General features: G+C 41.1%; 24 protein-coding genes and 5 pseudogenes. 21 read left to right on the plus strand and 8 right to left on the minus strand.

Features of this window, described 5'->3' with window-relative positions; genetic code table 11:
* The first annotated feature begins 97 nt into the window (after positions 1 to 97).
* The 6 genes and pseudogenes from ACSLFW_RS19365 to ACSLFW_RS19390 all read left to right on the plus strand — a co-directional run bounded on the left by ACSLFW_RS19365 (position 98) and on the right by ACSLFW_RS19390 (position 5,448).
* Positions 98 to 861: pseudogene (locus tag ACSLFW_RS19365) on the plus strand (ParA family protein).
* Between the two features lie 6 nt (positions 862 to 867).
* Complete coding sequence (locus tag ACSLFW_RS19370) at positions 868 to 1,767, plus strand: ParB/RepB/Spo0J family partition protein (protein ID WP_436557116.1); 900 nt, start codon at positions 868 to 870, stop codon at positions 1,765 to 1,767.
* Positions 1,768 to 1,963: 196 nt separating this feature from the next.
* Entirely contained in the window at positions 1,964 to 2,320 is a 357-nt protein-coding gene (locus tag ACSLFW_RS19375; RefSeq protein ID WP_436557117.1) for a DUF5683 domain-containing protein, read from the plus strand.
* Positions 2,320 to 3,019: pseudogene (gene dapB, locus ACSLFW_RS19380) on the plus strand (4-hydroxy-tetrahydrodipicolinate reductase). The gene ACSLFW_RS19375 and the pseudogene dapB overlap by 1 nt, the downstream one beginning before the upstream one ends.
* 47 nt (positions 3,020 to 3,066) lie before the next feature.
* Positions 3,067 to 4,760: pseudogene (gene lepB, locus ACSLFW_RS19385) on the plus strand (signal peptidase I).
* Between the two features lie 76 nt (positions 4,761 to 4,836).
* Positions 4,837 to 5,448 (plus strand): WbqC family protein, encoded by a 612-nt coding sequence (locus ACSLFW_RS19390; protein ID WP_436557118.1) that lies wholly within the window; start codon positions 4,837 to 4,839, stop codon positions 5,446 to 5,448.
* On the opposite strand, the gene ACSLFW_RS19395 is transcribed toward ACSLFW_RS19390, so the two are convergent.
* The 6 genes and pseudogenes from ACSLFW_RS19395 to ACSLFW_RS19420 all read right to left on the minus strand — a co-directional run bounded on the left by ACSLFW_RS19395 (position 5,445) and on the right by ACSLFW_RS19420 (position 11,722).
* A complete protein-coding gene (locus ACSLFW_RS19395) occupies positions 5,445 to 6,506 on the minus strand; it encodes an endonuclease/exonuclease/phosphatase family protein (protein WP_436557119.1) in 1,062 nt (353 codons plus the stop codon). The genes ACSLFW_RS19390 and ACSLFW_RS19395 overlap by 4 nt on opposite strands.
* Positions 6,507 to 6,561: 55 nt before the next feature.
* Positions 6,562 to 7,431, minus strand: coding sequence for a rhomboid family intramembrane serine protease (locus tag ACSLFW_RS19400; protein ID WP_436557120.1), 870 nt, complete (start codon positions 7,429 to 7,431; stop codon positions 6,562 to 6,564).
* 3 nt (positions 7,432 to 7,434) lie between these two features.
* Positions 7,435 to 8,234 (minus strand): annotated as a pseudogene (locus ACSLFW_RS19405) (rhomboid family intramembrane serine protease).
* Positions 8,234 to 10,090: pseudogene (gene mutL / locus ACSLFW_RS19410) on the minus strand (DNA mismatch repair endonuclease MutL). Before mutL ends, ACSLFW_RS19405 begins: the two co-directional pseudogenes overlap by 1 nt.
* A gap of 258 nt (positions 10,091 to 10,348) precedes the next feature.
* Entirely contained in the window at positions 10,349 to 10,867 is a 519-nt protein-coding gene (gene ribH / locus ACSLFW_RS19415) for a 6,7-dimethyl-8-ribityllumazine synthase (protein WP_436557121.1), read from the minus strand.
* 72 nt (positions 10,868 to 10,939) lie between these two features.
* The gene (locus ACSLFW_RS19420) at positions 10,940 to 11,722 is read right to left on the minus strand and encodes a tetratricopeptide repeat protein (RefSeq protein WP_436557122.1); all 783 of its coding nucleotides are present in this window, start codon (positions 11,720 to 11,722) and stop codon (positions 10,940 to 10,942) included.
* Positions 11,723 to 11,878: 156 nt separating this feature from the next.
* Here ACSLFW_RS19420 and recF point away from each other — a divergent pair, with 156 nt between their 5' ends.
* The 11 genes from recF (at position 11,879) to ACSLFW_RS19475 (ending at position 19,655) form a co-directional block, all read left to right on the plus strand.
* Positions 11,879 to 12,958, plus strand: coding sequence for a DNA replication/repair protein RecF (recF, locus tag ACSLFW_RS19425; protein WP_436557123.1), 1,080 nt, complete (start codon positions 11,879 to 11,881; stop codon positions 12,956 to 12,958).
* A gap of 81 nt (positions 12,959 to 13,039) precedes the next feature.
* On the plus strand, positions 13,040 to 13,732 hold the full coding sequence (locus tag ACSLFW_RS19430) for a thioredoxin domain-containing protein (RefSeq protein WP_436557124.1): 693 nt from the start codon (positions 13,040 to 13,042) through the stop codon (positions 13,730 to 13,732).
* Between the two features lies 1 nt (position 13,733).
* Complete coding sequence (locus ACSLFW_RS19435; RefSeq protein ID WP_436557125.1) at positions 13,734 to 14,411, plus strand: DUF2461 domain-containing protein; 678 nt, start codon at positions 13,734 to 13,736, stop codon at positions 14,409 to 14,411.
* On the plus strand, positions 14,411 to 14,545 hold the full coding sequence (locus tag ACSLFW_RS19440; protein WP_436557126.1) for a hypothetical protein: 135 nt from the start codon (positions 14,411 to 14,413) through the stop codon (positions 14,543 to 14,545). Before ACSLFW_RS19435 ends, ACSLFW_RS19440 begins: the two co-directional genes overlap by 1 nt.
* Complete coding sequence (locus ACSLFW_RS19445) at positions 14,542 to 14,850, plus strand: glycosyltransferase (protein WP_436557127.1); 309 nt, start codon at positions 14,542 to 14,544, stop codon at positions 14,848 to 14,850. Before ACSLFW_RS19440 ends, ACSLFW_RS19445 begins: the two co-directional genes overlap by 4 nt.
* A gap of 68 nt (positions 14,851 to 14,918) precedes the next feature.
* Entirely contained in the window at positions 14,919 to 15,473 is a 555-nt protein-coding gene (locus tag ACSLFW_RS19450) for a glycosyltransferase (RefSeq protein ID WP_436557128.1), read from the plus strand.
* 2 nt (positions 15,474 to 15,475) lie between these two features.
* The gene (asnB, locus tag ACSLFW_RS19455) at positions 15,476 to 17,329 is read left to right on the plus strand and encodes an asparagine synthase (glutamine-hydrolyzing) (RefSeq protein ID WP_436557129.1); all 1,854 of its coding nucleotides are present in this window, start codon (positions 15,476 to 15,478) and stop codon (positions 17,327 to 17,329) included.
* Between the two features lie 39 nt (positions 17,330 to 17,368).
* Entirely contained in the window at positions 17,369 to 18,382 is a 1,014-nt protein-coding gene (murB, locus tag ACSLFW_RS19460) for a UDP-N-acetylmuramate dehydrogenase (RefSeq protein ID WP_436557130.1), read from the plus strand.
* 94 nt (positions 18,383 to 18,476) lie between these two features.
* Positions 18,477 to 18,749 carry an FMN-binding negative transcriptional regulator gene (locus tag ACSLFW_RS19465; protein ID WP_436557131.1) on the plus strand — a complete coding sequence of 91 codons (273 nt, stop codon included), beginning with the start codon at positions 18,477 to 18,479 and terminating at the stop codon, positions 18,747 to 18,749.
* A 10-nt stretch (positions 18,750 to 18,759) separates the two neighbouring features.
* Complete coding sequence (locus tag ACSLFW_RS19470; protein WP_436557132.1) at positions 18,760 to 19,098, plus strand: FMN-binding negative transcriptional regulator; 339 nt, start codon at positions 18,760 to 18,762, stop codon at positions 19,096 to 19,098.
* A gap of 5 nt (positions 19,099 to 19,103) precedes the next feature.
* Positions 19,104 to 19,655 (plus strand): serine O-acetyltransferase, encoded by a 552-nt coding sequence (locus ACSLFW_RS19475; RefSeq protein ID WP_436557133.1) that lies wholly within the window; start codon positions 19,104 to 19,106, stop codon positions 19,653 to 19,655.
* Between the two features lie 44 nt (positions 19,656 to 19,699).
* Here ACSLFW_RS19475 and ACSLFW_RS19480 read toward each other — a convergent pair whose 3' ends face one another.
* Positions 19,700 to 20,011, minus strand: coding sequence for a hypothetical protein (locus tag ACSLFW_RS19480; protein ID WP_436557134.1), 312 nt, complete (start codon positions 20,009 to 20,011; stop codon positions 19,700 to 19,702).
* Positions 20,012 to 20,203: 192 nt separating this feature from the next.
* Between ACSLFW_RS19480 and ACSLFW_RS19485 the strand changes: the two genes are divergently transcribed.
* The 4 genes from ACSLFW_RS19485 to ACSLFW_RS19500 all read left to right on the plus strand — a co-directional run bounded on the left by ACSLFW_RS19485 (position 20,204) and on the right by ACSLFW_RS19500 (position 22,928).
* On the plus strand, positions 20,204 to 21,310 hold the full coding sequence (locus tag ACSLFW_RS19485; protein WP_436557495.1) for a glycosyltransferase: 1,107 nt from the start codon (positions 20,204 to 20,206) through the stop codon (positions 21,308 to 21,310).
* On the plus strand, positions 21,301 to 21,849 hold the full coding sequence (locus ACSLFW_RS19490; protein WP_436557135.1) for an RNA polymerase sigma factor: 549 nt from the start codon (positions 21,301 to 21,303) through the stop codon (positions 21,847 to 21,849). Before ACSLFW_RS19485 ends, ACSLFW_RS19490 begins: the two co-directional genes overlap by 10 nt.
* 290 nt (positions 21,850 to 22,139) lie before the next feature.
* Positions 22,140 to 22,583 (plus strand): hypothetical protein, encoded by a 444-nt coding sequence (locus tag ACSLFW_RS19495; RefSeq protein ID WP_436557136.1) that lies wholly within the window; start codon positions 22,140 to 22,142, stop codon positions 22,581 to 22,583.
* A 183-nt stretch (positions 22,584 to 22,766) separates the two neighbouring features.
* On the plus strand, positions 22,767 to 22,928 hold the full coding sequence (locus ACSLFW_RS19500; protein ID WP_436557137.1) for an energy transducer TonB: 162 nt from the start codon (positions 22,767 to 22,769) through the stop codon (positions 22,926 to 22,928).
* Positions 22,929 to 22,962: 34 nt separating this feature from the next.
* Here ACSLFW_RS19500 and ACSLFW_RS19505 read toward each other — a convergent pair whose 3' ends face one another.
* On the minus strand, positions 22,963 to 23,274 hold the full coding sequence (locus ACSLFW_RS19505; RefSeq protein ID WP_436557138.1) for an alkylphosphonate utilization protein: 312 nt from the start codon (positions 23,272 to 23,274) through the stop codon (positions 22,963 to 22,965).
* Positions 23,275 to 23,282: the final 8 nt, after the last annotated feature.

Raw genomic sequence — 23,282 nt, forward strand, 5'->3', positions numbered from 1 at the left:
TTAAATTCTGATGGAAGTTTTGCAGATTTGTTAACAAAATACACTTGAAAAACCCATAAATAATTGTATTTTTACGGCTCAAAATTCAGAAAAATAGATGGGTAAAATCATAGCCATAGCCAACCAGAAAGGCGGCGTTGGAAAAACAACAACTTCGGTGAATTTAGCAGCTTCACTGGGGGTTCTAGAAAAAAAGTATTGCTCATTGACGCTGATCCGCAGGCAAATGCAAGTTCCGGACTGGGAATTGACATTGAAAGCATCGATATCGGCACTTACCAGATTATCGAACACAGCCATACGGCCGAAGAAGCCATTTTAAAATGCACCGCGCCAAATGTGGATGTTATTCCGGCGCATATTGACCTTGTTGCCATCGAAATTGAACTCGTTGACAAGGAAAATCGCGAATACATGCTTAAAAAAGCACTTGAAAAAGTCAAAGACAAATACGATTATATTCTCATCGATTGCGCACCATCATTAGGATTATTGACGTTAAATGCACTTACTGCAGCTGATTCTGTCGTGATTCCGATTCAGTGCGAATATTTTGCGTTGGAAGGTTTGGGAAAACTTCTGAATACCATAAAAAGCGTACAGAAAATACACAATCCTGAACTCGATATCGAAGGTTTGTTGCTAACAATGTTCGATTCAAGATTGCGTTTGTCAAATCAGGTAGTTGAAGAAGTACAGAAGCATTTCAACGATATGGTTTTCAAAACTATTATCCAGAGAAACGTAAAGCTCAGCGAAGCGCCAAGTTTCGGCGAAAGTATCATCAACTTTGACGCAACGAGCAAAGGCGCGACGAATTATCTGAGCCTCGCACAGGAAATTATAAAGAAAAACAGTTAAAAAAGCATGACAAAGGCCGTAAAAAAACAAGCGCTTGGAAGAGGATTATCGGCGTTGCTTAAAGATCCGGAAAACGATATCAAATCGGTTGAGGACAAAAATGCTGATAAAGTTGTAGGCAATATTATTGAACTTGAACTCGATGCGATTGAAATCAACCCGTTCCAGCCGAGAAGCAATTTCAATGAAGAATCGCTTCAGGAACTGGCTGGCTCAATCCGTGAATTGGGTGTCATCCAACCGATTACCGTAAGAAAATTAGATTTCAATAAATACCAACTGATTTCTGGTGAAAGAAGGCTTCGTGCTTCTAAAATCGCCGGCCTTTCAGTTGTTCCCGCTTACATCAGAATTGCCAACGACAACGAATCGCTCGTTATGGCATTGGTCGAAAACATCCAGCGCCATGATTTGGATCCGATTGAGATTGCGCTTTCTTACCAAAGACTGATCGACGAAATCCAGTTAACGCAAGAGCAGATGAGCGAACGTGTCGGTAAAAAACGCTCGACAATCGCAAATTACCTGCGCCTTTTGAAACTCGATCCAATAATCCAGACCGGAATCCGCGACGGATTTATCAGCATGGGCCATGGTCGCGCCATTATCAACATTGACGATCACGATGTGCAGACTGATATTTACCAGAAAATCGTAAGCCAGAATCTTTCTGTGCGTGAAACCGAAACTTTGGTTAAAAATTACCACGAAAGCCTGAAACCAAAAACGGCTGCGAAAACCAAAGCAGCTTCTTTCGATGTTGCAGACGAGCAAAAGAAAGCAGTAACGGGCTATTTCGGGGCGAAAGTTGATATAAAAGTCGACGCGAAAGGAAAAGGGAAAATCACGATTCCGTTCCATTCTGAAGAAGATTTCAACCGCATTCTCAAACTCATACAGAATTAGTGCAGAAACACATCGCCATATTATTTTTCTTTTTCGGAACGATTACTACTTTCGCCCAAACCGCAAATAACGGCACTTTAATCGCGGCTGATTCTGTAAAAACGAAAGCAATAAATCCGCTGGCACCAACAAAAGCTGCGTTTTACTCGGCGATTGTTCCTGTCTCGGACAAGCATACAACAAAAAATACTGGAAAATGCCGATTGTGTATGCGGCAATGGGCACCAGTATTTATTTTTACATTGACAATAATAAAAAATACCACCGTTACCGCGATGCTTATAAACTAAGGCTCGCCGGGCAACCAGATGAATTTAATGGCGTGTATACAGACCAAGTGCTGATCAATGCGCAAAGAGGTTTCCAGCGCAACCGTGATATTTCCCTGCTTATTACGCTTGGATTATATGTGCTGAATATCGTTGATGCCAATGTTACTGCGCACTTGAAGCAGTTCAATGTCAATGATGACTTGTCACTTGCACCTGAAATCTATCAGAACGAACTCGATTACAAACACAATTTCGGCCTTTCCTTAAAATACAAATTCTGATGAAAATTGCACTTTTGGGATACGGAAAAATGGGAAAAGTGATCGAGCGCATCGCTTTGGAACGCGGCCATGAAATCGTTTTGAGGAAAACTTCATCAGATACTTTTGACGGACTCGGAAATGCCGATGCGGCGATTGATTTCAGCGTGCCCAAAGCAGCGGTTTCCAACATTACGGCATCACTTGAATCCGGAATTCCGATTGTTTGCGGCACCACGGGATGGCTTGACGAATATGAAAATATGGTACAATTGTGCCAGGAAGAAAAACGGTGCTTTTATTTATGGATCAAATTTCAGCCTTGGCGTGAATATTTTCTTCGAACTCAACAGCCAATTGGCGAAAATGATGTCGAAATTCAGCCAATATAAAGTATCGATGGAGGAAATTCACCATACCGAAAAACTCGATGCACCAAGCGGCACTGCGATTTCATTGGCGAAAGACATCATCAAAAATTCTGATTACACTGCGTGGACGCTCGATTTTCCTTCAGATAATGAAATTTTAATCGATGCGAAAAGAGAAGAGAATGTTCCGGGAACGCATACGATTGTTTACAATTCTGATGTCGATTCGATTGAAATAAAACATACCGCCCACAACCGCGAAGGTTTTGCCCTAGGCGCAGTAATTGCCGCAGAATGGCTTGCCGGAAAAAAAGGCGTTTTCACCATGAAAGATGTGCTTGAGTTGTAACAAACCGGCAGTTCTTCAGACTTAATAATAAATAAAAGTTTACGATTATGACAATAGCAGAATGGTTCGTATTTTTCTTAATCCTTCAGGTAGTACATTTTGCAGGTACGTGGAAATTGTATAAAGAGGCCGGCTTCAGACCCTGGCAGGCGCTCGTTCCGATTTATAATGCCATTATTTTGATGAAAATCATCCGACGCCCGACCTGGTGGACGATTTTGCTTTTTATCCCGATAGTCAACCTGATCATGTTTCCGGTAGTTTGGGTGGAAACAATCAGAAGTTTCGGAAAAAATTCGACACTTGATACTATTCTCGTGCTTTTAACTTTAGGTTTTTATACTTATTACATTAATTACACGCAAAAACTCAATTACATAACCAACAGAAGTTTGGTTTCCCAGACTAAAACCGGCGATACGATTAGTTCGCTTTTGTTCGCGATTGTAGTGGCGACGATTGTGCATACGTATATCATGCAACCGTTTACGATTCCGACCTCTTCGTTAGAAAAAACTTTATTGGTGGGCGATTTCCTGTTTGTCAGTAAATTCCATTATGGCGCAAGAACGCCAATGACGACAGTAGCGTTGCCGATGGTGCATGACTCTATTCCGCTCATCAAACAGAAATCTTATGAAAAATGGCCGCAATTGCCATACTTCAGGTTTCCGGGATTTCAGAAGATTGAACGAGAAGATATTGTTGTTTTTAACTGGCCGGTTGATACTGTGGTAAAGTTTTTCGACGATTCTGGCGTTCACGTTGATAAACCACTTGATAAAAGATCCAATTATGTGAAGCGTTGTGTGGGTATTCCGGGGATATCATTACGATTAAAGACGGCACGCTCAAGGTTAACGACAAGGAACTTATACTTCCTGAAAGAGCAAAGCCACAATTTTATTATACGGTGACGTTTAAAGACGGAATAAGCCAGCAATTCCTCGACGATTACAATGTAACGGAATATATGATGGTTTATAAAATAGGCAAAGATCTTTGGGACAGGCCTGAAATGCCTGAATTCCTTAAAAAGAACAAGAAAAAAATATACCTGACGCTGCAGGAAAGAGATTCTACTTCAATGGTGACCGTAACCGGAAATGCGAGAGTTGATATGTTGACGCAATTGAACATATCGCAACAGGACAAGGTGATGAATCTCAATCTGACAGACGAGAAAGTAGCACAAATGAAAACTGATTCGCGCGTCGCTTCTGTAAAAAGGTTTGTGTACGGTCTGACATCAGTATTCCCAACCGAACGAGAAAACCTGGAGCGCAGATAATTACGGTCGCTTTATATTCCGAAGCAAGGCAAAAATGTACCGCTGAATGCGCAGACATTGCCTTTGTACAAAAGATTAATCACTGTTTATGAGCACCACGACCTGAAAGTAAGCGGTAACGAAATCCGCATTGACGGGAAAGTAGCCACTTCCTATACTTTCGGACAGAATTATTACTGGATGATGGGAGACAACCGCCACAACTCTGAAGATTCGCGTTTTTGGGGATTTGTACCTGAAGACCATATTGTTGGAAAACCGGTTTTCCTGTGGATGAGCTGGAATTCAGACGGAAAAGGCCTCAATAAAATTCGCTGGGAGCGTTTGTTTACAACCGTTGGCGGTGAAGGGCAGCCTTATTCCTACTTTAAATTTTTCCTGATCGCACTTGCGGCTTATTTCGGAATTACTTTCTTTTTGAATAAAAGACGTGAAAAAGCTGATAATTAATATCTAAAGAAATATTTCAAAGCCATAATGTCTGTCAAACGGCTTTATGGCTTTTTAATTTTATTTAAATTTCATCATGAACATTCTCATCCATCCGACCTACTTCCCATCAATCAGCACTTTTGTCGCCATGGCGCAAGCTGAAAATACCACATTAGAAATGGATGACAATTTCCAGAAGCAGACCAACCGCAACCGGATGTATATCTATAGCCCAAACGGCACACAGCTGTTGAATATTCCTGTAAAACATTCAAAATATGCGCATCAGAAAACACGCGACATTAAACTCGAAACTGCTTTCGACTGGCAGAAACAGCACTTTAAATCATTGGAAGCGGCTTATAGAAGCTCCCCTTTTTTTGAATATTTCGAAGATGCAATTATGCCGGTTTTCGAGAAGAAATATACTTTCCTGATGGATTTGAATTTAGAAACAATGCAGATTGTATCTAAATGTCTTGGCTTGTCATTTTCTTATAATGAAACGCAGGAATATTTTAAGGAATCGCCTGATTTCAGTGACTTCCGACATTTTGCCAATGGGAAAAAAGATGCCTCTGAATTTGCAGCATATACGCAGGTTTTCGGAGAAAAATACGGTTACATCAACAACCTCAGCATTTTAGATTTGTTGTTCAATGAAGGAAGATATGCCTTGGATTATTTAAAAAGCCAACAGCTTTAATCGGAATCTGTCTTTTCAGACAATGTCGCGATGACCGGAAAATGATCAGAATCAACCACTTCAGGAAAATTCTGGAATAATTTTACCTTGTATTTTTTATCGACAAAAATATAGTCAATCCGCGCCGGATAATAATTGAAATCATAAGATTTGCCAAACCCCTGCCCGGCCTCTTCAAAACAATCATTCAAATCACCCCTGATTTTTCGGTAAACGTATGAAAAAGCACTGTTGTTCATGTCGCCGCAAATAATAATTGGATATTTGCAATCCTTTTTATGGTTCATGATGATTTCCGCTTGTTGCTGCTGACGCTTGAAAGCGATACCTATGCGCTTGAACATCGCTTCGGATTTCTGTTTATCGATTTCGTTAATATCTTCGGAAATTTTATGAACATCGGGGCTTATCTGGATTGATTGCAAATGCATATTATATACACGAATCGTATCTTTTCCTTTCGCAATATCAGCAAAAAGTGCACTATTCCCTGATTCCGGAAAAGTAATTCTTCCCTCATTGATGATTGGATATTTCGAAAATATCGCCTGTCCGGTCTTGATCTTATCGCCTTTCTGGAAGAAAATATATTCGTGCGGAAAAGTGCGATGGTCAAAACCCGCTGCCGCTGAGTATTCCTGAATGCACAGAATTGACGGATCATTTTCCTTCACAAAATCAGAAATCTCTACCGGAATTGTTTTCTTGTCAGACCATTCGAATTTATTGAAAAGCCTGACATTGTAGCTCATCACTTTAAAATCTCCGGGTTCAGCAACGTAATCATCGCCCGAAAATTTATAGAATTTGCTAATGAAAGTCATACCTAATAGCAGCATGATTCCAGATAGTAAAACCTGTCTTTTAAGTTGAATCGCCCAATAGAAGAAAAATAGCAAATTCAGTATCAACATCATTGGCAGAAAAAGACTCAATACTGATAAAAATGGGAAAAGCTTCGGTGCCAAAAATGGCAAAATATAAGCAATGATCGTCAATACAGTCAGCACTATATTCAGGACAAAAACTGACTTATTGAACCACGAAAGCTGTTTCATTGACCGTTTTGGATTTAGAATTTACTAAGCTACAAACAATTAACAAGAATGAAAATTATTTTCCTGCTTTGAACAGAAATTCTTTTTCTGCTGCCGTAAGGCTGTCATAACCAGACTGGCTGATTTTATCGAGAATCTCGTCAATCTGTTGTTGGGTTTTGTCTTTGGTTATGATTTTGGAAGTTGTTCTTTTGGCGATTGGTGCATTATAATTTTTATGCACTTTTTTAAAAGGCGTTTTTTTCGACGGCTTGAAAATATTGGCAAAAAAATCAATGATTCCAGTGACAATCTGGCTCATGTCTGTGCCGTTTTGCAGTAATTTTACATACACAAATCCGAAAAGCGCGCCTCCTAAGTGAGCCATATGCCCACCAGTATTGTCAAGTTGTATCTGCAATAAATCTAACAATAATATAACGGCGGTAAAATGCCAGAGTTTCACATTTCCAATCAGCAAAAGTCTGATGTACCGCAACGGACTATAAGTGGTTGCACCTACCAAGATCGCCATTATCGCGCCGGAAGCACCAACCATGTATTGCGGACTGAATTGTAAAAGCGCATATCCACAGACAAAAACGGCTCCCGAAAAGACGGCACTCAACAGGTAAAGTCCGAAGAATTGCTTTGGATTAAAATAGGTCAGGAATAATTGCGCAGCGAAATTCAGCACCAGCATGTTGAAAAATAAATGCCAGAAAGACCCATGCAGGAAGCTGTAAGTCAATATCGTCCACGGATTTCGCAAGACTTCTGTCGGACTGGAAGAAAGTGCCAGCCATGTAGGATATTCAAAAATTCCGAATTTAAAGTTATAAAAAACCGGAATCGACAATATGAAAATCCCGACGTTCCAGTAAATCAGCTTTTCTGCCAATCCACCAACGCGATAATTGAATTTTATGTCTTGTAGGATGCTCATAAATTAATTCCAGCGTTTGTGGTTATAACGGTTGTTGCGCCACGTCCACATCATTATAAAGCCTATAAGTGCACCGCCCACATGGGCAAAATGGGCTACATTATCTCCTGAGAAAGAGGTTACGCCTAAAACTACATCGAGTACAACAATAATCGGGACAAAATATTTCGCCTTGATTGGAATCGGGATAAAAAGCATTGCCAGTTCAGCATCAGGAAACATGAACGCAAAAGCAATCAGCAATCCATAAATTGCTCCTGACGCTCCAACCATTTGACCTTGCGATTGTCTTGTCGCGGAAAATAATGCATCGAAATTTTCCTGATTCAGCAGCTGTAATTTACCAAGATCGGTAAGGAATGGTCGCAATGCCGCTTCCATCATTTCGCTGCTGTAATAATCGCCCTGTACGATATCAAAATTCAATATTTGTCTGATAGCATCGCCAGATAGATTAAGATCTGATGCACCCTGAAGCATCTGGTGAATTTCAAAATAATTAATACCTAACTGGAATAAAGCAGCACCCAATCCGCACGAAAAATAAAAGAAAAGAAATCTCTTTGTGCCCAGAAACGTTCCAATATCGATCCAAATGAAACCAAAGCAAACATATTAAAAGCGATATGCATCAAAGATCCATGCATGAACATGTGTGTGATAAGTTGCCAAATCTGGAATTTATCATTTTCAAAATAGTGCAGTGCAAACAATCCGTCAATCGCCGGTGAAAGCTGTGCCGCAATAAAAACCATAATATTAATAATCAGCAACTGCTTGACAGTCGGCGTCATGTTGTTCATCATAAGGCGAATTTTTTATCTATGTCTTCCACACGCATCGTGATGAAAGTGGTTTTCTGGAAAGGTGAAACATTTGGTTCCTTACACGCAAACAACCCGTTTACAAGGCCTTTCCCTGTTCTTTTTCGGTCAGATAAGTCCCGGTTTTTACCGCCAAGCTTTTGGCCATCGATTTGGCGATGCTGTCATTCTGGCTGAAACTATTTTCCGGAATTTCCTGCTGCAAATCACTCAACAATTGTTCCAATACTATAGAGACCTCACTTTCGGAAACATTGACAGGCAGGCCTGAAATCACGACATGGTCTTCGTGGCTTTCTTCGAATACAAAACCTGTGTTGATGAGTGAACTTTTGAGTTCTGCAATCAGTTCCAATTCAGCATATGAAAAATACAAATTGAGCGGAAAAAGCAATTGCTGGCTTGCCGCCTGATGTACGGTAATGCTGGTCAGAAATTGTTCATATAAAATCCGTTGGTGCGCCCGTTGCTGGTCGATGATGACCATTTCCGGATTTTATCGGACTCACAATGTATTTTTTGTGTAATTGATAGGTTTTATTAACCTGTTGTTCCGTTTCGCTGTCATCAAATAAAGAAGCCGTGAATTCCTCGGTTTCAAACTGCATTTGCGGAATGTCGGTTATCGTTTCCGTATCCTGTCGCAATCCTACGTATAATGATTGCCAATTGGCGGTTTCGGGTTTTTTATAGGAATTGTTGCTGAAATTCCGCGTCGGTTTTTCCTCGGCAAACGGATTGAAATTCCCATCAACCTGAATCGTCGGCACGGAAGCTTCGACATCTTTGTAATGATAAGGTGTATCGAGATTCGCATCGCGCTCGAAATCCAAAATTGGCGCCACATTGAATTGCCCTAAACTGTGCTTGATTGAAGATCGTAAAATTGCATACAACGCATGTTCATCGTCAAACTTAATCTCTGTCTTTGTCGGATGGATGTTGATATCGATTGCATTCGGCGGCACATCGAGGTATAAGAAATAGCTCGGTTGGCAGCCGTCTTTGAGCAATCCTTCATAAGCCGCCATGATTGCATGATGCAAATAACCACTCTTAATAAAACGGTCGTTGACGAAAAAAAACTGCTCTCCTCTGCTTTTTTTGGAAAATTCAGGTTTGCTGACAAAGCCCTGAATCGTAACGATTTCAGTACTTTCCTGAACCGGAACCAGTTTTTCATTGGTTTTTCCGGCGAAAACATTCACAATACGCTGTCTTAAATTCGACGGCGGAAGGTTGAACATTTCACTGCCATTATGGTACATCGTAAAATGAATGTTCGGATGCGCCAAAGCGACACGCTGGAATTCATCCACGATATATCTTTGCTCGACCGTATCCGATTTAAGGAAATTACGCCTTGCGGGAATATTAAAAAATAAATGTTTGATTGAAAAGGAAGTTCCTTTCGGTAAAACCGCCACATCCTGACTGACAAATTTACTGCCTTCGATAATGATGTGCGTGCCGAGTTCTTCCTGCTCCTGACGGGTTTTGAGTTCAACGTGCGCGATTGCAGCAATGGATGCCAGCGCTTCCCCACGGAAACCTTTTGTGTGCAGCGCAAATAAATCTTCCGCCACTCGGATTTTTGATGTTGCGTGCCTTTCGAAGCACATGCGCGCATCGGTAACGCTCATTCCGAGTCCGTTGTCAATAACCTGGATCAGTGTTTTTCCGGCATCTTTAACAATGAGTTTGATATCGGTTGCCTTTGCATCAACGGCATTTTCGAGCAGCTCTTTAACTGCCGAAGCTGGTCTTTGAACGACTTCGCCCGCAGCAATCTGGTTGGCAACATGGTCAGGTAATAACTGGATGATACTCGACATCAGGAATTTAGTATTAGTGCCGCACCGTTCGGGTACGACTTCCAAATTTAATCAAATATTTGAAAGTTGTCTTCGGATAAAAAGCCGAAAATCATAAAGTTTTACACAAAAAATCGTGCATGAAATAACAAAAACGTTCCGGATTATCGAAATGCGTTAGCGATTGGAAGCGAAATCTTTTATTTGCTGTGAGCGCAGCGGGAGGTAAATAAAAATTGGAGCGGAAAGCGCGCCCGAAGGGAACGCCAAAATAAAAAATTATTTCCTGAAACCCTGAATCGGTGTAACCCTCGAAGTCTTCCTGAGTTCAGCCATTTTTATCGCAGCAATTGCAGCTTCGGTGCCTTTATTACCATGAATGCCGCCGCTTCTGTCGATTGATTGCTGCTCGTTGTTATCTGTCAATAAACAGAAAATAACCGGCACATCGGTTTGCACATTCAAATCCTTGATGCCTTGCGTTACGCCTTCACAGACGAATTCAAAATGCATCGTTTCGCCTTTGATGACGCAGCCGATGGTGATGACAACATCTGGCTTTTGGGTTTCGATCATTTTCTTTGCACCGTAAATGAGCTCGAAACTTCCCGGAACGTCCCAGCGGACGATATTTTCAGGAAGCGCGCCACAATCTAAAAGTGCAGCTTCGGCACCATTGTAAAGACCGTTCGTCACGTGATCATTCCACTCTGAAACAACAATCCCAAACCGAAAGTCTTTCGCGTTTGGGATTCTGTTTTTATCGTAATTGGATAAATTTTTATTTGCTGTAGCCATTTTTTTCAGATTGCAGGCTGCAGATTTACAGACCGCAGGCTGAATACTGCCGACTGAACACTGCTGACTGGATTACTGCGCAAGTCCGATCAAAGCATCGATGCCCTGAGCGTCAGCGCTGCTGCTGTAATTGTCCTTAACGTTTTCGAAGTTTTTAAGCGCTTCGGCTTTGTTTTTCAACGCCAATTGGATTTTTCCGGCTTTTACAAGGTAACGTGGAGTAGTCACGTCGTTTTTGTTCATTTCAGCGGCTTGTGTGTATAATTCCAATGCTTTTTTAAGGTCGTTTTTCTCAGCGTAAGCATCGCCTAAACAGCCTTTTGCATAAACGCTTACTACCGCGTCATCAGCTTTGAACTGCTCTAAGTAAGTAATTGCTTTGTCGTATTGTTTTGTATACAAATAAGCCATCCCAGCGTTGTAAGTCGCAATGTTTCCGGCTTTTGTTCCTGAATATTCATCAGCCAATTTCACAAAACCTCTTTTTCCTTCAGCACCGTCAAGCGCCAATTTGAATAAAGAATCGCTTTTTTGCCCAGTCAATGCCTGGTCGAAGTTTTTCTGTGCAGTATACATTTCGTTTGTCGCTTCCGTTTCTTTCGGCTCGACAACAAATTTATTGTAGGCAAAATAACCAACCACGGCTAAAGTAATCACGATAACCACCGAGAAAATGGCTTTGGAGTTTTTCTCAACAAACGCCTCAGTTCTTGAAGCTGTTTCGTCAAGTGTATTGAAAACGCCTGCCGTTGTGCTGTCTTTTTCATCAACGTTCACATCTTCAATATAGTTATCGTCCAGTTTTTCCTCTTTCGGTTTTGGTGCTTTATATCCTCTTTTGTTATAAGTTGCCATTTATTATAATTTAGTGAGGTGCAAAAATAAAATTTTTATTCAAATCTAAAAGATGTTTTGTCGTTATTTTTCAATAATTTGCACGGGTTAAAAAAACGGCTACTTCATTTTCGTTCCGACGAAGCAAAAACATCAGTATTTACAAGGGTTTACTCAATGTATTTAAAACGAATTTCTTTATTCAATTATAAAAATTTTTCGGAAATCAATTTCGATTTTGACACTAAAATCAATTGTTTTGTCGGAAAAAACGGCATCGGCAAAACCAATGTGCTCGACGCGATTTACCACTTGTCTTACGGGAAGAGTTATTTCAATCCGCTTGCCGTTCAGAATATCCGCCATCACGAGGAATTTTTCGTGATTGACGGCGAATTCGAAAAAGACGGCCGTGCTGAACAAGTCGTCTGCAGCCTCAAAAAAGGGCAGAAAAAAATCCTGAAACGCAACGGGAAACCTTATGAGAAATTTTCCGACCATATCGGATTGATTCCACTAGTCATCATTTCTCCAGCCGATCGCGATTTGATTGTTGAAGGCAGTGAAACCAGACGCAAATTCATCGACACGGTTATATCACAGTCGGATTCAGCTTATCTGCAACAGCTTATACAATATCAGAAAGTGCTGAGCCAGCGCAATGCCCTGCTGAAATATTTCGCACTCAACCATGTTTACGAAACTGAAACTTTGTCTATATATAATGGACAATTGAACGCGCTTGCGGCTGATATTTTTGAGAAGCGAAAACATTTCCTCGACGCTTTTATCCCGATTTTCAACAAACATCATAAAGCGATTACGGGTTCAGAAGAAACCGTTCAATTGGTGTATGAAAGCCATTTGCACGAAAAACCGCTTCTGCAGCTTTTGGAAGAAAATATCAGTAAAGACAGGGCGTTGCATTATACAAGTGTCGGCATCCATCGTGACGATTTGTCTTTTGAAATCGACCATCATTCCATCAAAAAATTCGGCTCGCAGGGCCAGCAGAAATCGTTCCTGATTGCGCTGAAACTCGCCCAATTCGAATTCATCAAAAAGCACAGCGGACAAAAACCCATTTTATTGTTCGACGATATCTTCGACAAGTTAGACGAATCCCGTGTAGGGAAAATCATCAAAATGGTCAACAACGACGATTTTGGGCAGCTTTTTATTTCCGACACCCATCCTGAACGCACCGAAAGTATTGTAAAATCTACACACCAGACTTATACAATCTTCAACCTTTAAGAAAATTTTAATCTTAAAATAATGTTAAAAAGTAGAAAAAATACTTACTTTAGCATCGTAATTTTTATCCCCAAAATTATAATGAAAACCAGATCCTCAATTATCCTGCTTATTGCGTTCGCCTTTCTATCCTGCACTGGCCAGACTACAAAAACGCAGACGATTCCTGCTGCCGCTTTCGCGGAAAAAATCAAATCGACTCCAAATCCGCAGCTTATTGACGTGCGTTCGCCTGAAGAATTTAATTCCGGGCATATCGACAATGCCGCAAATATCAATTGGAACGGCGATGATTTCGAAGGAAAAATCAAGGCATTAGACAAATCAAAACCGGTTTTCGTCTACTGTATGAGTGGCGGAAGAAGCCACGCAGCCGCTTCGAAAATGGAGGCTTTAGGTTTCACCAACATCACCGAATTGCAAGGCGGCATCCTCAAATGGAACGCGGCCGGACTCGGGAAACCAACCGACAAAATCATTGGCATGTGTCCGCAGGAATTTGGCGATTTACTCAAAACCGACAAAAAAGTACTCGTAGATTTTTATGCTGAATGGTGCGAACCGTGCAAAAAAATGGCGCCATATCTTACGCAAATGCAAAAAGATCTTGCCGATAAAGTCGTAATCGTCAGGCTCAACGCCGATGAGAACAAAACCATGATCAACGAAATGAAAATCGATGAGCTTCCGGCGCATTTCATCTACGAAAACGGAAAAATCACCTGGAAACATACCGGTTTCATCAGCGAAGAAGATCTAAAAAAGCAATTGTAATATGTTGTCGAAAGAATCCATACAATTTTTAGCCGACCTCAAGGCGAACAATAATCGCGACTGGTTTTTGGCAAACAAAAAACGTTATGAAACCTACAAAGCCGATTATCACAAACTCGTTGCCGATTTTCTCGATGCGATGAAACCGCTCGATCCTTCGCTCGAAATGCTCGAAGTGAAAAACTGCACGTTCCGCATCAATCGCGACATCCGGTTTTCTAAAGACAAATCGCCGTACAAAGACCATATGGGATTGTGGTTTTCATCGGGTGCGAAAGGCGCCAACCGTGCCGGATATTACATTCATATTTCACCAACAGAAAGTTTCATTGCAGGCGGATTTTACCAGCCTGATAATGACGAATTGAAGAAAGTGCGTAAGGAAATCGTCTTCTTTTATGATGATCTGGAAGCAATCGTAAACGATAAGAACTTCAAATCGATTTATAAAAAACTCGAACGCAACGAAAATAATTCGCTCAAAACAATGCCGAAAGGTTACGAAAAAGACCATCCGGCGATTGAATTCCTCAAACTGAAAAGCTTTACCGCTTCGCATAAATTCGATGTTTCAGAAGTGACGCAGCAAGATTTCGTATCCAAAACCACCAAAAAACTCATTGTGCTGAAACCGCTCGTTGATTTCGTCAACCGTGCGCTGACGTCAGAGGAATCATAATGAAGCAGCGAAAAATCCTTTTTCTCGGAGAATCCTATCGCGCCGACGCCATTACGTGGATGGACGGCCTGAAGGAATTCGGCGATTTTGAAATCATTACCTGGAACTTAAAAACCCAAGCAATGGCGTCGTGAACCGTATTAAAAGGATTTTTGAATTTGAACTGGCCCTTTTCAGCATTAAAAAACTGATACGCAAACACAATCCTGACATGGTAATTGCCGAACGTACAACAAGTTACGGATTTTTAGCCGCCCTTTCGGGAATAAAGCCGGTCGCCATCGCGCAACAAGGCCGCACCGATTTGTGGCCGGAAAATTCAATTTTATTACCATTCAAAAGAATCATACAGAATTATGCTTTCAAAAAAGCTGATATCATTCACGCCTGGCAGGGTAATGACATTTTCGATGATCGAAGCGAACGTCAACATGGATAAGGTGCTGATTTTACCGAAGGGTATCAAACTTGAAATCTTTAAAACCGGTGACAGCCAGGATACGAAAAATGAATGCCATCGTCACACGTTCCTTACAACCAGAATACCGCCATGAAACGATTTTAAAAGCTTTCGACATCATAAACCAAAAAGGAATTGATTTCGTACTTACCATCGTCGGCGATGGTACCGAACTTAAAAATCTTAAAAAACTGGCCAAAAACCTGAAAATTTCCGATAAAGTGCATTTTACCGGAAGAATACCAAATTCCGATTTACCACAACTGCTCCAACAGGCCAATTTTTACCTGAGTATGCCGATTACCGAAGGCGTTTCTGCTTCTTTATTTGAAGCTATGGCCGCAGGTTGTTATCCTGTCGTAACTGATATTCCGGGTAACCAAAGCTGGATCAGTCATCGTGAAAACGGACAATTGATTGCAATCGATAATATTGAAATGCTCGCCGAAGAATTGATCTGGGCCAATGAAAATAAAGATTACAGAGAAAAAGCCGTCGCTTCCAACAGAAGTTTTGTCGAAAAAAATGCAGATTATAATACCAATATGAAAATTATTGCCGACCGTTACCACCAATTAATCAACAGTTCAGAAATCGCATAGTCATGTGTGGAATTAATGGAATCCTGCATCTGCAGTCACAGAGAAAAGCCGACGAGCGCGTTGCAACGAAAATGCGCGATGCCCTCGAACACCGTGGCCCTGATGATAAAGGATTATTTATCGAAAATAATATAGCACTTGGCCACAGAAGATTATCGATTCTCGACATTTCTTCTGCAGGACATCAGCCATTCGTGTCTGACGACGGCAGGTTCGTGATGAGTTTTAATGGCGAAATTTATAATTTCAGGGAATTTTATCCTGAACTCAGAAGCAGCGGATTTGAAATCATGACCAATTCCGATACAGAAGTCCTTCTCAAAATGTTCCAGCTTCACGGCACAAAAATGCTGAATCGCCTTAACGGCATGTTCGCCTTTGCCATTTGGGATAAGAAAGAAAAGCAACTGACCGTTATCCGCGACAGAATGGGCGTTAAGCCTTTGTATTACGCCTTTTACGATGAAAGTTTTTATTTCGCTTCGGAACAGAAAGCACTTTTTACAGCCGGAGTTCCCTTAAAGATGTCGCAGGACGGACTCGAAGAATACATTTACAACCGTTTTGTTGCGGGTGAAAATACGCTATATCAAAATGTAAAAAAATTACTGCCGGGACATATCATGACGATTACCGAAGGCGGAAAAATCACCACAGAAAAATGGTGGGATTTGAAAAAGGAAATCCAGAATCAGTCAAAAATCACCAATCCGGTTGAATGGTTTCGCGAAACCTTTGACGATTCGATAAAACTGCGCATGGTGAGTGACGTCCCGGTTGGTGTATTGTTGAGTGGCGGACTTGATTCTTCCTCAGTACTCGCTTCATTGCACCACCAAAACTACAAAGACATCCAGACATTTAATATTGGTTTTAAGGAAGAAGAACACAACGAAGCGCACCTCGCAAGGTTGATGGCCGAGAAATATAATTACGGCTTCCACACGATGCAACTCGAAAATAAGACCCTTTACGACAAGCTTATCGCCTCAACCTACTTTCAGGACGAACCAATCATGCACCTTAGCGAACCCCATCTTCTGGCCGTTTCGCAAATGGCAAAACCGGCGGTAAAAGTGCTGCTTTCAGGTGAAGGCGCTGATGAATTGATGGGCGGTTATGTGCGTTATAAAGCTTTGCAATACCCGTCTTTATTGAATTCGCTTTCATTTATAGGAAATATTGAAAGCTTTTCAAAAAAGCCGCGTTACGAAAAATTATTGCGTTATTCACAAATCAAAAATGACCGCGATTTAGTGCTTTTCAACGGCTCCAACATTTATCCAAAAGATATCGAAAAGACTTTCGGAATCAATGCAGAACCAAAAAATGATTATCGCAAAAATATTTATGCTGAAGCGACTGAATTATTCCCAAATAATCTCAGAAGACAAGCTTTATATTTCGACCAACATACTTATCTGTGCTCTCTTTTAGATCGAAATGACCGTTGCACAATGGGCGCTTCGATAGAATGCCGCGAGCCTTTTCTCGATCCGAGACTCGTAATCGGGCTGGGTTCTCTGGATGACAAATGGCTCTTCAAAGGCAAAAAAGGCAAATATGTTTTGAAAACCGCAATGGAAAACCGTCTTCCCCAGGAGATTTTGAATTTCAGAAAAATCGGGCTTAGTGCGCCGTGGGGCGATTATATCACAAAAAGTGAGGCTTTCGCCGATGAACTTCAGTCATTTTCAAAAAGCGATTTGTTCCGGATGCCGTATTTTGAAAACATCAATATCGGTAAGCTGATACAGCATTTGCAGTCGGGCGACAATAAGATGACTTCCTACATCATGCCGCTTTTTACGATGCACATCTGGCTAAAAAATTATGTAGAAAATTTCACTTCATAGGAGATTTGCAGTAAATTTGGTGTTTACATCAACTAACGTATGGAAATCCTTAATCAGTTCTCACTGAAAAAGTACAATACTTTTGGTATCGAAGCCAGTGCAAGACGTTTTGTCGCGGTACATTCTGTTGCAGAATTGAAAACCATTTTACAAGAAAATGCTTCCGAAAAAAAATTCATACTTGGCGGCGGCAGCAACATGCTTTTGACGCAGGATGTTGATGCGCTTGTGATTCACATCGATTTGAAAGGCAAAAAAATAATACGTGAAGACGATGATTTTGTATGGGTCGAAAGCCATGCGGGCGAAAACTGGCATGAATTCGTATTGTGGACGATTGACCAAAATTTCGGCGGACTCGAAAATATGTCCTTAATTCCCGGAAATGTAGGCACGACGCCGGTTCAGAACATCGGTGCTTATGGTGCTGAAATCAAAGACAGTTTTGTTTCTTGTGATGCCATCAACATCGAAACACAGGAAATCCGCACTTTCACCAATGAAGAATGCAAATTTGGTTACCGCGAAAGCATTTTTAAAAATGAGGTAAAAAACCAATATATCATTACTTCTGTGGCCTTTAAACTGACGCGCAATAACCACAAAATCAATACTTCTTATGGTGATATCACGGCTGAATTGGCAAAACAAAACGTGACAATTCCGACATTAAAAGATGTCAGCAATGCTGTAATCGCAATCCGGCAAAGCAAATTACCTGATCCGAAGGAACTTGGTAACAGCGGGAGTTTCTTCAAAAACCCAATTATACCGGCATCTAAATTCGAAATAATTCATTCGAAATTCCCTGAAATGAAATATTTTACGGTTTCAGACACAGAAGTAAAAGTTCCTGCAGGCTGGCTTATCGAGCAAGCCGGATTTAAAGGAAAACGCTATGGCGACGCGGGAATCCATAAAAATCAGGCATTGGTTTTAGTGAATTACGGCAATGCTACGGGAAGTGAAATTCTGGCCGTTTCGAAAAACATTCAACAAACAATTTTTGATACTTTCGGAATTCATATTGAGGCGGAAGTAAATATTATTTAGGTGTAGGGTACTGGGTTTAGGGTGCAGGGACATCTTAAGGCTTATTTTCGTTAACTTTGAAACCCGGCACCTGAACCCAAAACCCTGAACCATTATGTACATTCCCGATATTTACAAAAACGGAAACCAGTCAGAAATCGAAGCCTTTCTAAGACAAAATAGTTTCGGTATCCTGGTCAATCAAACGCACGGGAAACTTCACGCAACACATATTCCCCTTGAACTGGAAACTTTAGCTGACGGTAAAACTGTATTGCACGGTCATATTTCAAAAGAAAATCCGCAATGGGAAGGTTTCTCGGAAAACGACCAGGTTTTAGCTATTTTTTCAGGGCCACATTCTTATATTTCTTCGTTCCTGGTATGACCATGAAAATGTGCCGACGTGGAATTACATCGCCGTTCACATTTACGGAAAAGTAAAAATCGTTGATGAAGAAGCCACGATTGCAATGCTGAAAAAACTCGTCGACAAGTACGAAGCCAATTCTAAAAATCCGGTGCGTGTTGAAGATCTTTCGAGAAAAACAATGCTTCAGGCACGCGGTATCATCGGTTTTGAAATCGAAATAGAATCAATCGAAGCCTGCCGGAAAATGTCGCAGAACCGGGACGGGAAAAATTTCAATGCCATTATAGAAAAACTTTCAGAAAGCAAAGGCGATAATGCCATTGCAGTTGCCGAAGAAATGCGCAGATGTCTCATTCATAAATAATTCAGATGCAACCAATTATTAAAGCAGATTTGTACCGGCACGGCGGATTAAGTGGTTTCAGCGGATTGCTTAAAGGACTTCGCAAACCCGGATTCCGTTATATGTATTTGCTCAGGAAGACGGCAGCATCGGGAAAATTTTCACCATCCGGATTGTTTTTCAGGTTGATGAAGCGCCGTTATGGCTACAAATACGGATTTCAGATACTGCCTAAAACCTCAATTGGCGAAGGATTTTACATCGGTCATTTCGGCACCATCATCATCAATGAAAATGCCGTAATCGGAAAAAACTGCAATATCAGTCCGGGCGTCACTATCGGAGAGACCAACCGCGGTTCCAAAAAAGGCGTTCCGGTAATCGGCGATAAAGTTTGGATGGGAACGAATTGCGTCATCGTCGGCAATATTAAAATCGGTACAAATGTTTTAATTGCGCCCAACGCATTCGTAAACTTCGATGTTCCTGACAATTCACTTGTAATCGGCAATCCGGCAGAGGTTTTCCCGAAAGAAAACGCCACGGAAGGTTATATTGAGAATATCCGCAATGAATAAAAAAACCACCTTAAAAAGATGGTTTTTCGCGTTATTAATTAATTCTATTTTCTCGGTTTCGGTGTAGGCTGCACTTGCGGTTTTGGTTGTTTGACCGGTTTTATGGAGTCGGAAACATGCCTTTCTGCTGTCGTTACTTTTTGAGTGCTTCCCTTGTCTTTCGCACGTTTTTCGGCTTGAAACTCACTTTCCGCTTTCTTTTGGGCTGCCGTACGTTGTGCTGCGTTTTCTATTTGCTGCTGTGTTTCTCTTGGCGGTTGTTGCTGGATTTGATCCTGGTGAACCGATCCGTCCTGCTGTGCCAGCGCGATTCCTGAAAATGCGAGGAAGGCAGCTGTTATGAATAACTTTTTCATGGGTTTTTATTTTAATTATATTACAAATTTCGGCGTTTTGGTGTTTTTTAGTTTTATGGAATTACACGAAAATTTTGCAACAATGCATTATCTAATAGCTGTCGTCATTAATCTTCATTCTTAAAATCAATTTTGCCGCTTCCAATATCTAATCGTACATTTGCGAAAAATTAACCGACTTTAAAAATGACCATGCTGCCACTGATTTTTTGCCTGTTTATTCTTGTTGCCACACTCCAGTTCATTTACTATGTTGTTGTTTTTGGGAAATTTGCATTTGTCAAAGCCAAAAAGAACAATCCGAAAAAAATTCCGGTTTCCGTGATTGTATGCGCCAAGAATGAATCCGAAAATGTCACGCAATACATACCGTTACTGGCAGAACAGAATTATCCTGATTTTGAAATCGTATTGATTGATGATGCGTCGAGTGATGAAACATTGGATATTTTTGAAGGATTTGAAAAGCAATATTCCAATATAAGGCTTGTAAAAGTCGAAAACAATGAAGCATTTTGGGGTAATAAGAAATTCGCGCTTACGCTTGGCATTAAGGCTTCGAGAAAAGACTATCTTTTGTTTACTGACGCCGATTGTTATCCGACTTCCAAAAACTGGATTGCCGATATGACTTCGAATTTCACGATGCAGAAAACCATTGTTTTGGGTTATGGCGCTTACGAAAAAATCCCGAATTCTTTCCTCAATAAAATCATCCGTTTTGAAACGGTCTTAACGGCTGTGCAGTATTTTTCCTGGGCAAGAATCGGAAAACCTTACATGGGCGTTGGCAGGAATCTGGCTTATAAAAAAGATGAATTCTTTAAGGTTGACGGCTATCGTGACCATTTGAAAGTGCGCTCAGGCGATGACGATTTATTCATCAACCAAGTCGCTTCGAGGAAAAATACGACGATTTGCACTACGCCGGAAAGCTTCACTTATTCCAAACCAAAGACGACTTTTTCGGCCTGGTTCAATCAAAAAAGACGTCACGTTTCGACTGCGGCGTTGTACAAACCTTTTGACAGGGCGCAACTTGGATTGTTTTATGCGACGCAATTGTTGTTCTTTTTATTGCCGATTCTGTTGCTGGTTTTTCAGTACCAATGGATCGCGGTGTTGGGAATTATCGGTTTCCGGTATTTATTTGCGTGGCTGACACTTGGTTTCGCTGCCGGTAAATTGAAAGAAAAAGACACGATGTACTGGTTTCCATTCATCGAAATCGCACTCGTTTTCACACAATTGAATATCTTTATCACCAACAGTTTCTCAAAACCTGTACATTGGAAATAAAGCCTTATATAGAAAAAGCGAAACTCGGCGACCAGGTGGCCTTTACATTCTTGTTAGACCATTACTGGAACGAAGTTTACGGTTTTATGCTGAAGCGTACCGAAAATGAAACCGACGCCGAAGACATCACCATTGAAACTTTTTCTAAGGCATTTGATAAAATCGCGACTTATAATCCGGAATTCCAGTTCAATACCTGGCTGATTGCCATTGCGAAAAATGTGCATATTGACTTGTTGCGCAAGAAGAAATCTTCGCTTTTTATTGAAATCACCGATGAAGAAGACCAGCAGGCATACAATGTAGCTGATACCGCTCCTTCTGCCGAAGATGAATTGATTACGGAGCAAAATCTCTCACGCCTGCTGCAATTCATCAAAGAATTAAAACCCCACTATCAGGAAGTAATCCAACTGCGCTACTTCCAGGAATTAAGTTATCAGGAAATCGCCGATAAAATTGGCGAGCCACTCAATAACGTTAAGATTAAACTGCTTCGCGCGAAGAAACTTCTGGCAGAGATTATTCAGGGAAAATAGAAAAAAGGTGCAAAGGCTCAGAGTCGCAAAGGTGCAAAGTTTTTAAAATCATCTGCATTATCCTTAAATCAAATCATTTTTGTATTCAGATCTAAACCTCTGAACCTTTGTTACTTTGCAATTTTGCAACTCTCCTCCCAACCTTTCCATATTTTTTATCATCTATATATTAAAATGCACAACTATTACGTTATAGCATTAAATACTTTGATGATATGAAATGACCTGTACTTAACCTTAACTATTACATTATGTCTAATTTAAGTATTTTCGACACCGCCTGAACCGATATGGTTTTCGAAGGCAGAAACAAGGATTACGGCGCTTACCAATTGCGCAAAGAAAATCCGAGAACCACTATTATGGCGCTTTTATGTGCGTTTGTATTGATGGGAGTAGCCGTTGCGATTCCGGGTATTCTAAATTATTTCTACCCGTCACAGGAAGTCACTGCAGAATTGCCTACTCTCGGCTCGCCTACGTTGTTCAATTACCAGAAACCGCCCGCCCATCTGGATCCGCCAAAACCGCCGGTTAATGATGTAAAGCCTCCGGTTAGCCAACCTTCAACCACACCTAATTTGTCATGGACGAATCCGGTAATAACCGACGACCATACCTCAACAACAACTACAGATGTAACGCCATCTGCAGTTCCGACAGACAATCCGACAGGTCCAGGCGGCCCATCAACCAATACAACGGGCATACCCTGGACCACCTATAAATACTGAGACTGAAGAGCCAACCTAACCGATAAATATGGAATCAGCAGATGTGAAACCTGAATTTCCGGGCGGAATGGACAAATTCTACAGATACGTAGGACGTAATTTTCAGGTTCCGGAAAATGACGCAGTTGCCGGCAGGCAACCTTAAAAGTCATTGTATATTTTGTGGTCGAAAAAGACGGCAGCATGACCGATATAAAGGTGCTCAGAAATCCGGGTTATGATCTGGATAAGGAAGCCATTCGCGTCTTGAAATCAATGAACACAAAATGGAAACCGGGAAAATATAAAGGAAAAGAAGTGCGTATTGCTTATACACTGCCGATTACCGTTCAGGCACCGCAATAGCATTGATCGGTGGTCAGTGGTCAGTGGTCAGTGTTTAAAATAAACTAAAATTAAAAAAGTCGAAAGTTGCACATTTGTGAAATTTTCGACTTTTTCGTTGACTGATCACCGAACACTGACCACCGATTACTTTTATCAGGCTTTCTTTACAAATTCCGTTCGGAGCACCATCGCTGTTTTTGTTCACGCGGCAATCGATTTCCGCAGGATCATCCGTCAGGCGGATATTCTTTACCATCGTGCCCCTTTTGATAACATCCGAAGAACCTCTTACTTTGAGGTCTTTGATTACGGTTACAGAATCACCGTCGCTTAAAATATTGCCGTTGCTGTCTTTTACTTCCATTTTGTTAA

It is taken from the genome of Flavobacterium sp. 3HN19-14 (assembly GCF_051373205.1).
Taxonomy (GTDB): Bacteria; Bacteroidota; Bacteroidia; order Flavobacteriales; family Flavobacteriaceae; genus Flavobacterium.

Excerpts from the sequence above, each read along its gene's own strand:
- ACSLFW_RS19370 (WP_436557116.1), top strand. The coding sequence starts at position 868 with ATGACAAAGGCCGTAAAAAAACAAGCGCTTGGAAGAGGATTATCGGCG.
- ACSLFW_RS19375 (WP_436557117.1), top strand. The coding sequence starts at position 1,964 with ATGCCGATTGTGTATGCGGCAATGGGCACCAGTATTTATTTTTACATT.
- ACSLFW_RS19390 (WP_436557118.1), top strand. The coding sequence starts at position 4,837 with ATGAACATTCTCATCCATCCGACCTACTTCCCATCAATCAGCACTTTT.
- ACSLFW_RS19395 (WP_436557119.1), bottom strand. The coding sequence starts at position 6,506 with ATGAAACAGCTTTCGTGGTTCAATAAGTCAGTTTTTGTCCTGAATATA.
- ACSLFW_RS19400 (WP_436557120.1), bottom strand. The coding sequence starts at position 7,431 with ATGAGCATCCTACAAGACATAAAATTCAATTATCGCGTTGGTGGATTG.
- ribH (WP_436557121.1), bottom strand. The coding sequence starts at position 10,867 with ATGGCTACAGCAAATAAAAATTTATCCAATTACGATAAAAACAGAATC.
- ACSLFW_RS19420 (WP_436557122.1), bottom strand. The coding sequence starts at position 11,722 with ATGGCAACTTATAACAAAAGAGGATATAAAGCACCAAAACCGAAAGAG.
- recF (WP_436557123.1), top strand. The coding sequence starts at position 11,879 with ATGTATTTAAAACGAATTTCTTTATTCAATTATAAAAATTTTTCGGAA.
- ACSLFW_RS19430 (WP_436557124.1), top strand. The coding sequence starts at position 13,040 with ATGAAAACCAGATCCTCAATTATCCTGCTTATTGCGTTCGCCTTTCTA.
- ACSLFW_RS19435 (WP_436557125.1), top strand. The coding sequence starts at position 13,734 with ATGTTGTCGAAAGAATCCATACAATTTTTAGCCGACCTCAAGGCGAAC.
- ACSLFW_RS19440 (WP_436557126.1), top strand. The coding sequence starts at position 14,411 with ATGAAGCAGCGAAAAATCCTTTTTCTCGGAGAATCCTATCGCGCCGAC.
- ACSLFW_RS19450 (WP_436557128.1), top strand. The coding sequence starts at position 14,919 with ATGAATGCCATCGTCACACGTTCCTTACAACCAGAATACCGCCATGAA.
- asnB (WP_436557129.1), top strand. The coding sequence starts at position 15,476 with ATGTGTGGAATTAATGGAATCCTGCATCTGCAGTCACAGAGAAAAGCC.
- murB (WP_436557130.1), top strand. The coding sequence starts at position 17,369 with ATGGAAATCCTTAATCAGTTCTCACTGAAAAAGTACAATACTTTTGGT.
- ACSLFW_RS19465 (WP_436557131.1), top strand. The coding sequence starts at position 18,477 with ATGTACATTCCCGATATTTACAAAAACGGAAACCAGTCAGAAATCGAA.
- ACSLFW_RS19475 (WP_436557133.1), top strand. The coding sequence starts at position 19,104 with ATGCAACCAATTATTAAAGCAGATTTGTACCGGCACGGCGGATTAAGT.
- ACSLFW_RS19480 (WP_436557134.1), bottom strand. The coding sequence starts at position 20,011 with ATGAAAAAGTTATTCATAACAGCTGCCTTCCTCGCATTTTCAGGAATC.
- ACSLFW_RS19485 (WP_436557495.1), top strand. The coding sequence starts at position 20,204 with ATGCTGCCACTGATTTTTTGCCTGTTTATTCTTGTTGCCACACTCCAG.
- ACSLFW_RS19495 (WP_436557136.1), top strand. The coding sequence starts at position 22,140 with ATGGTTTTCGAAGGCAGAAACAAGGATTACGGCGCTTACCAATTGCGC.
- ACSLFW_RS19500 (WP_436557137.1), top strand. The coding sequence starts at position 22,767 with ATGACCGATATAAAGGTGCTCAGAAATCCGGGTTATGATCTGGATAAG.
- ACSLFW_RS19505 (WP_436557138.1), bottom strand. The coding sequence starts at position 23,274 with ATGGAAGTAAAAGACAGCAACGGCAATATTTTAAGCGACGGTGATTCT.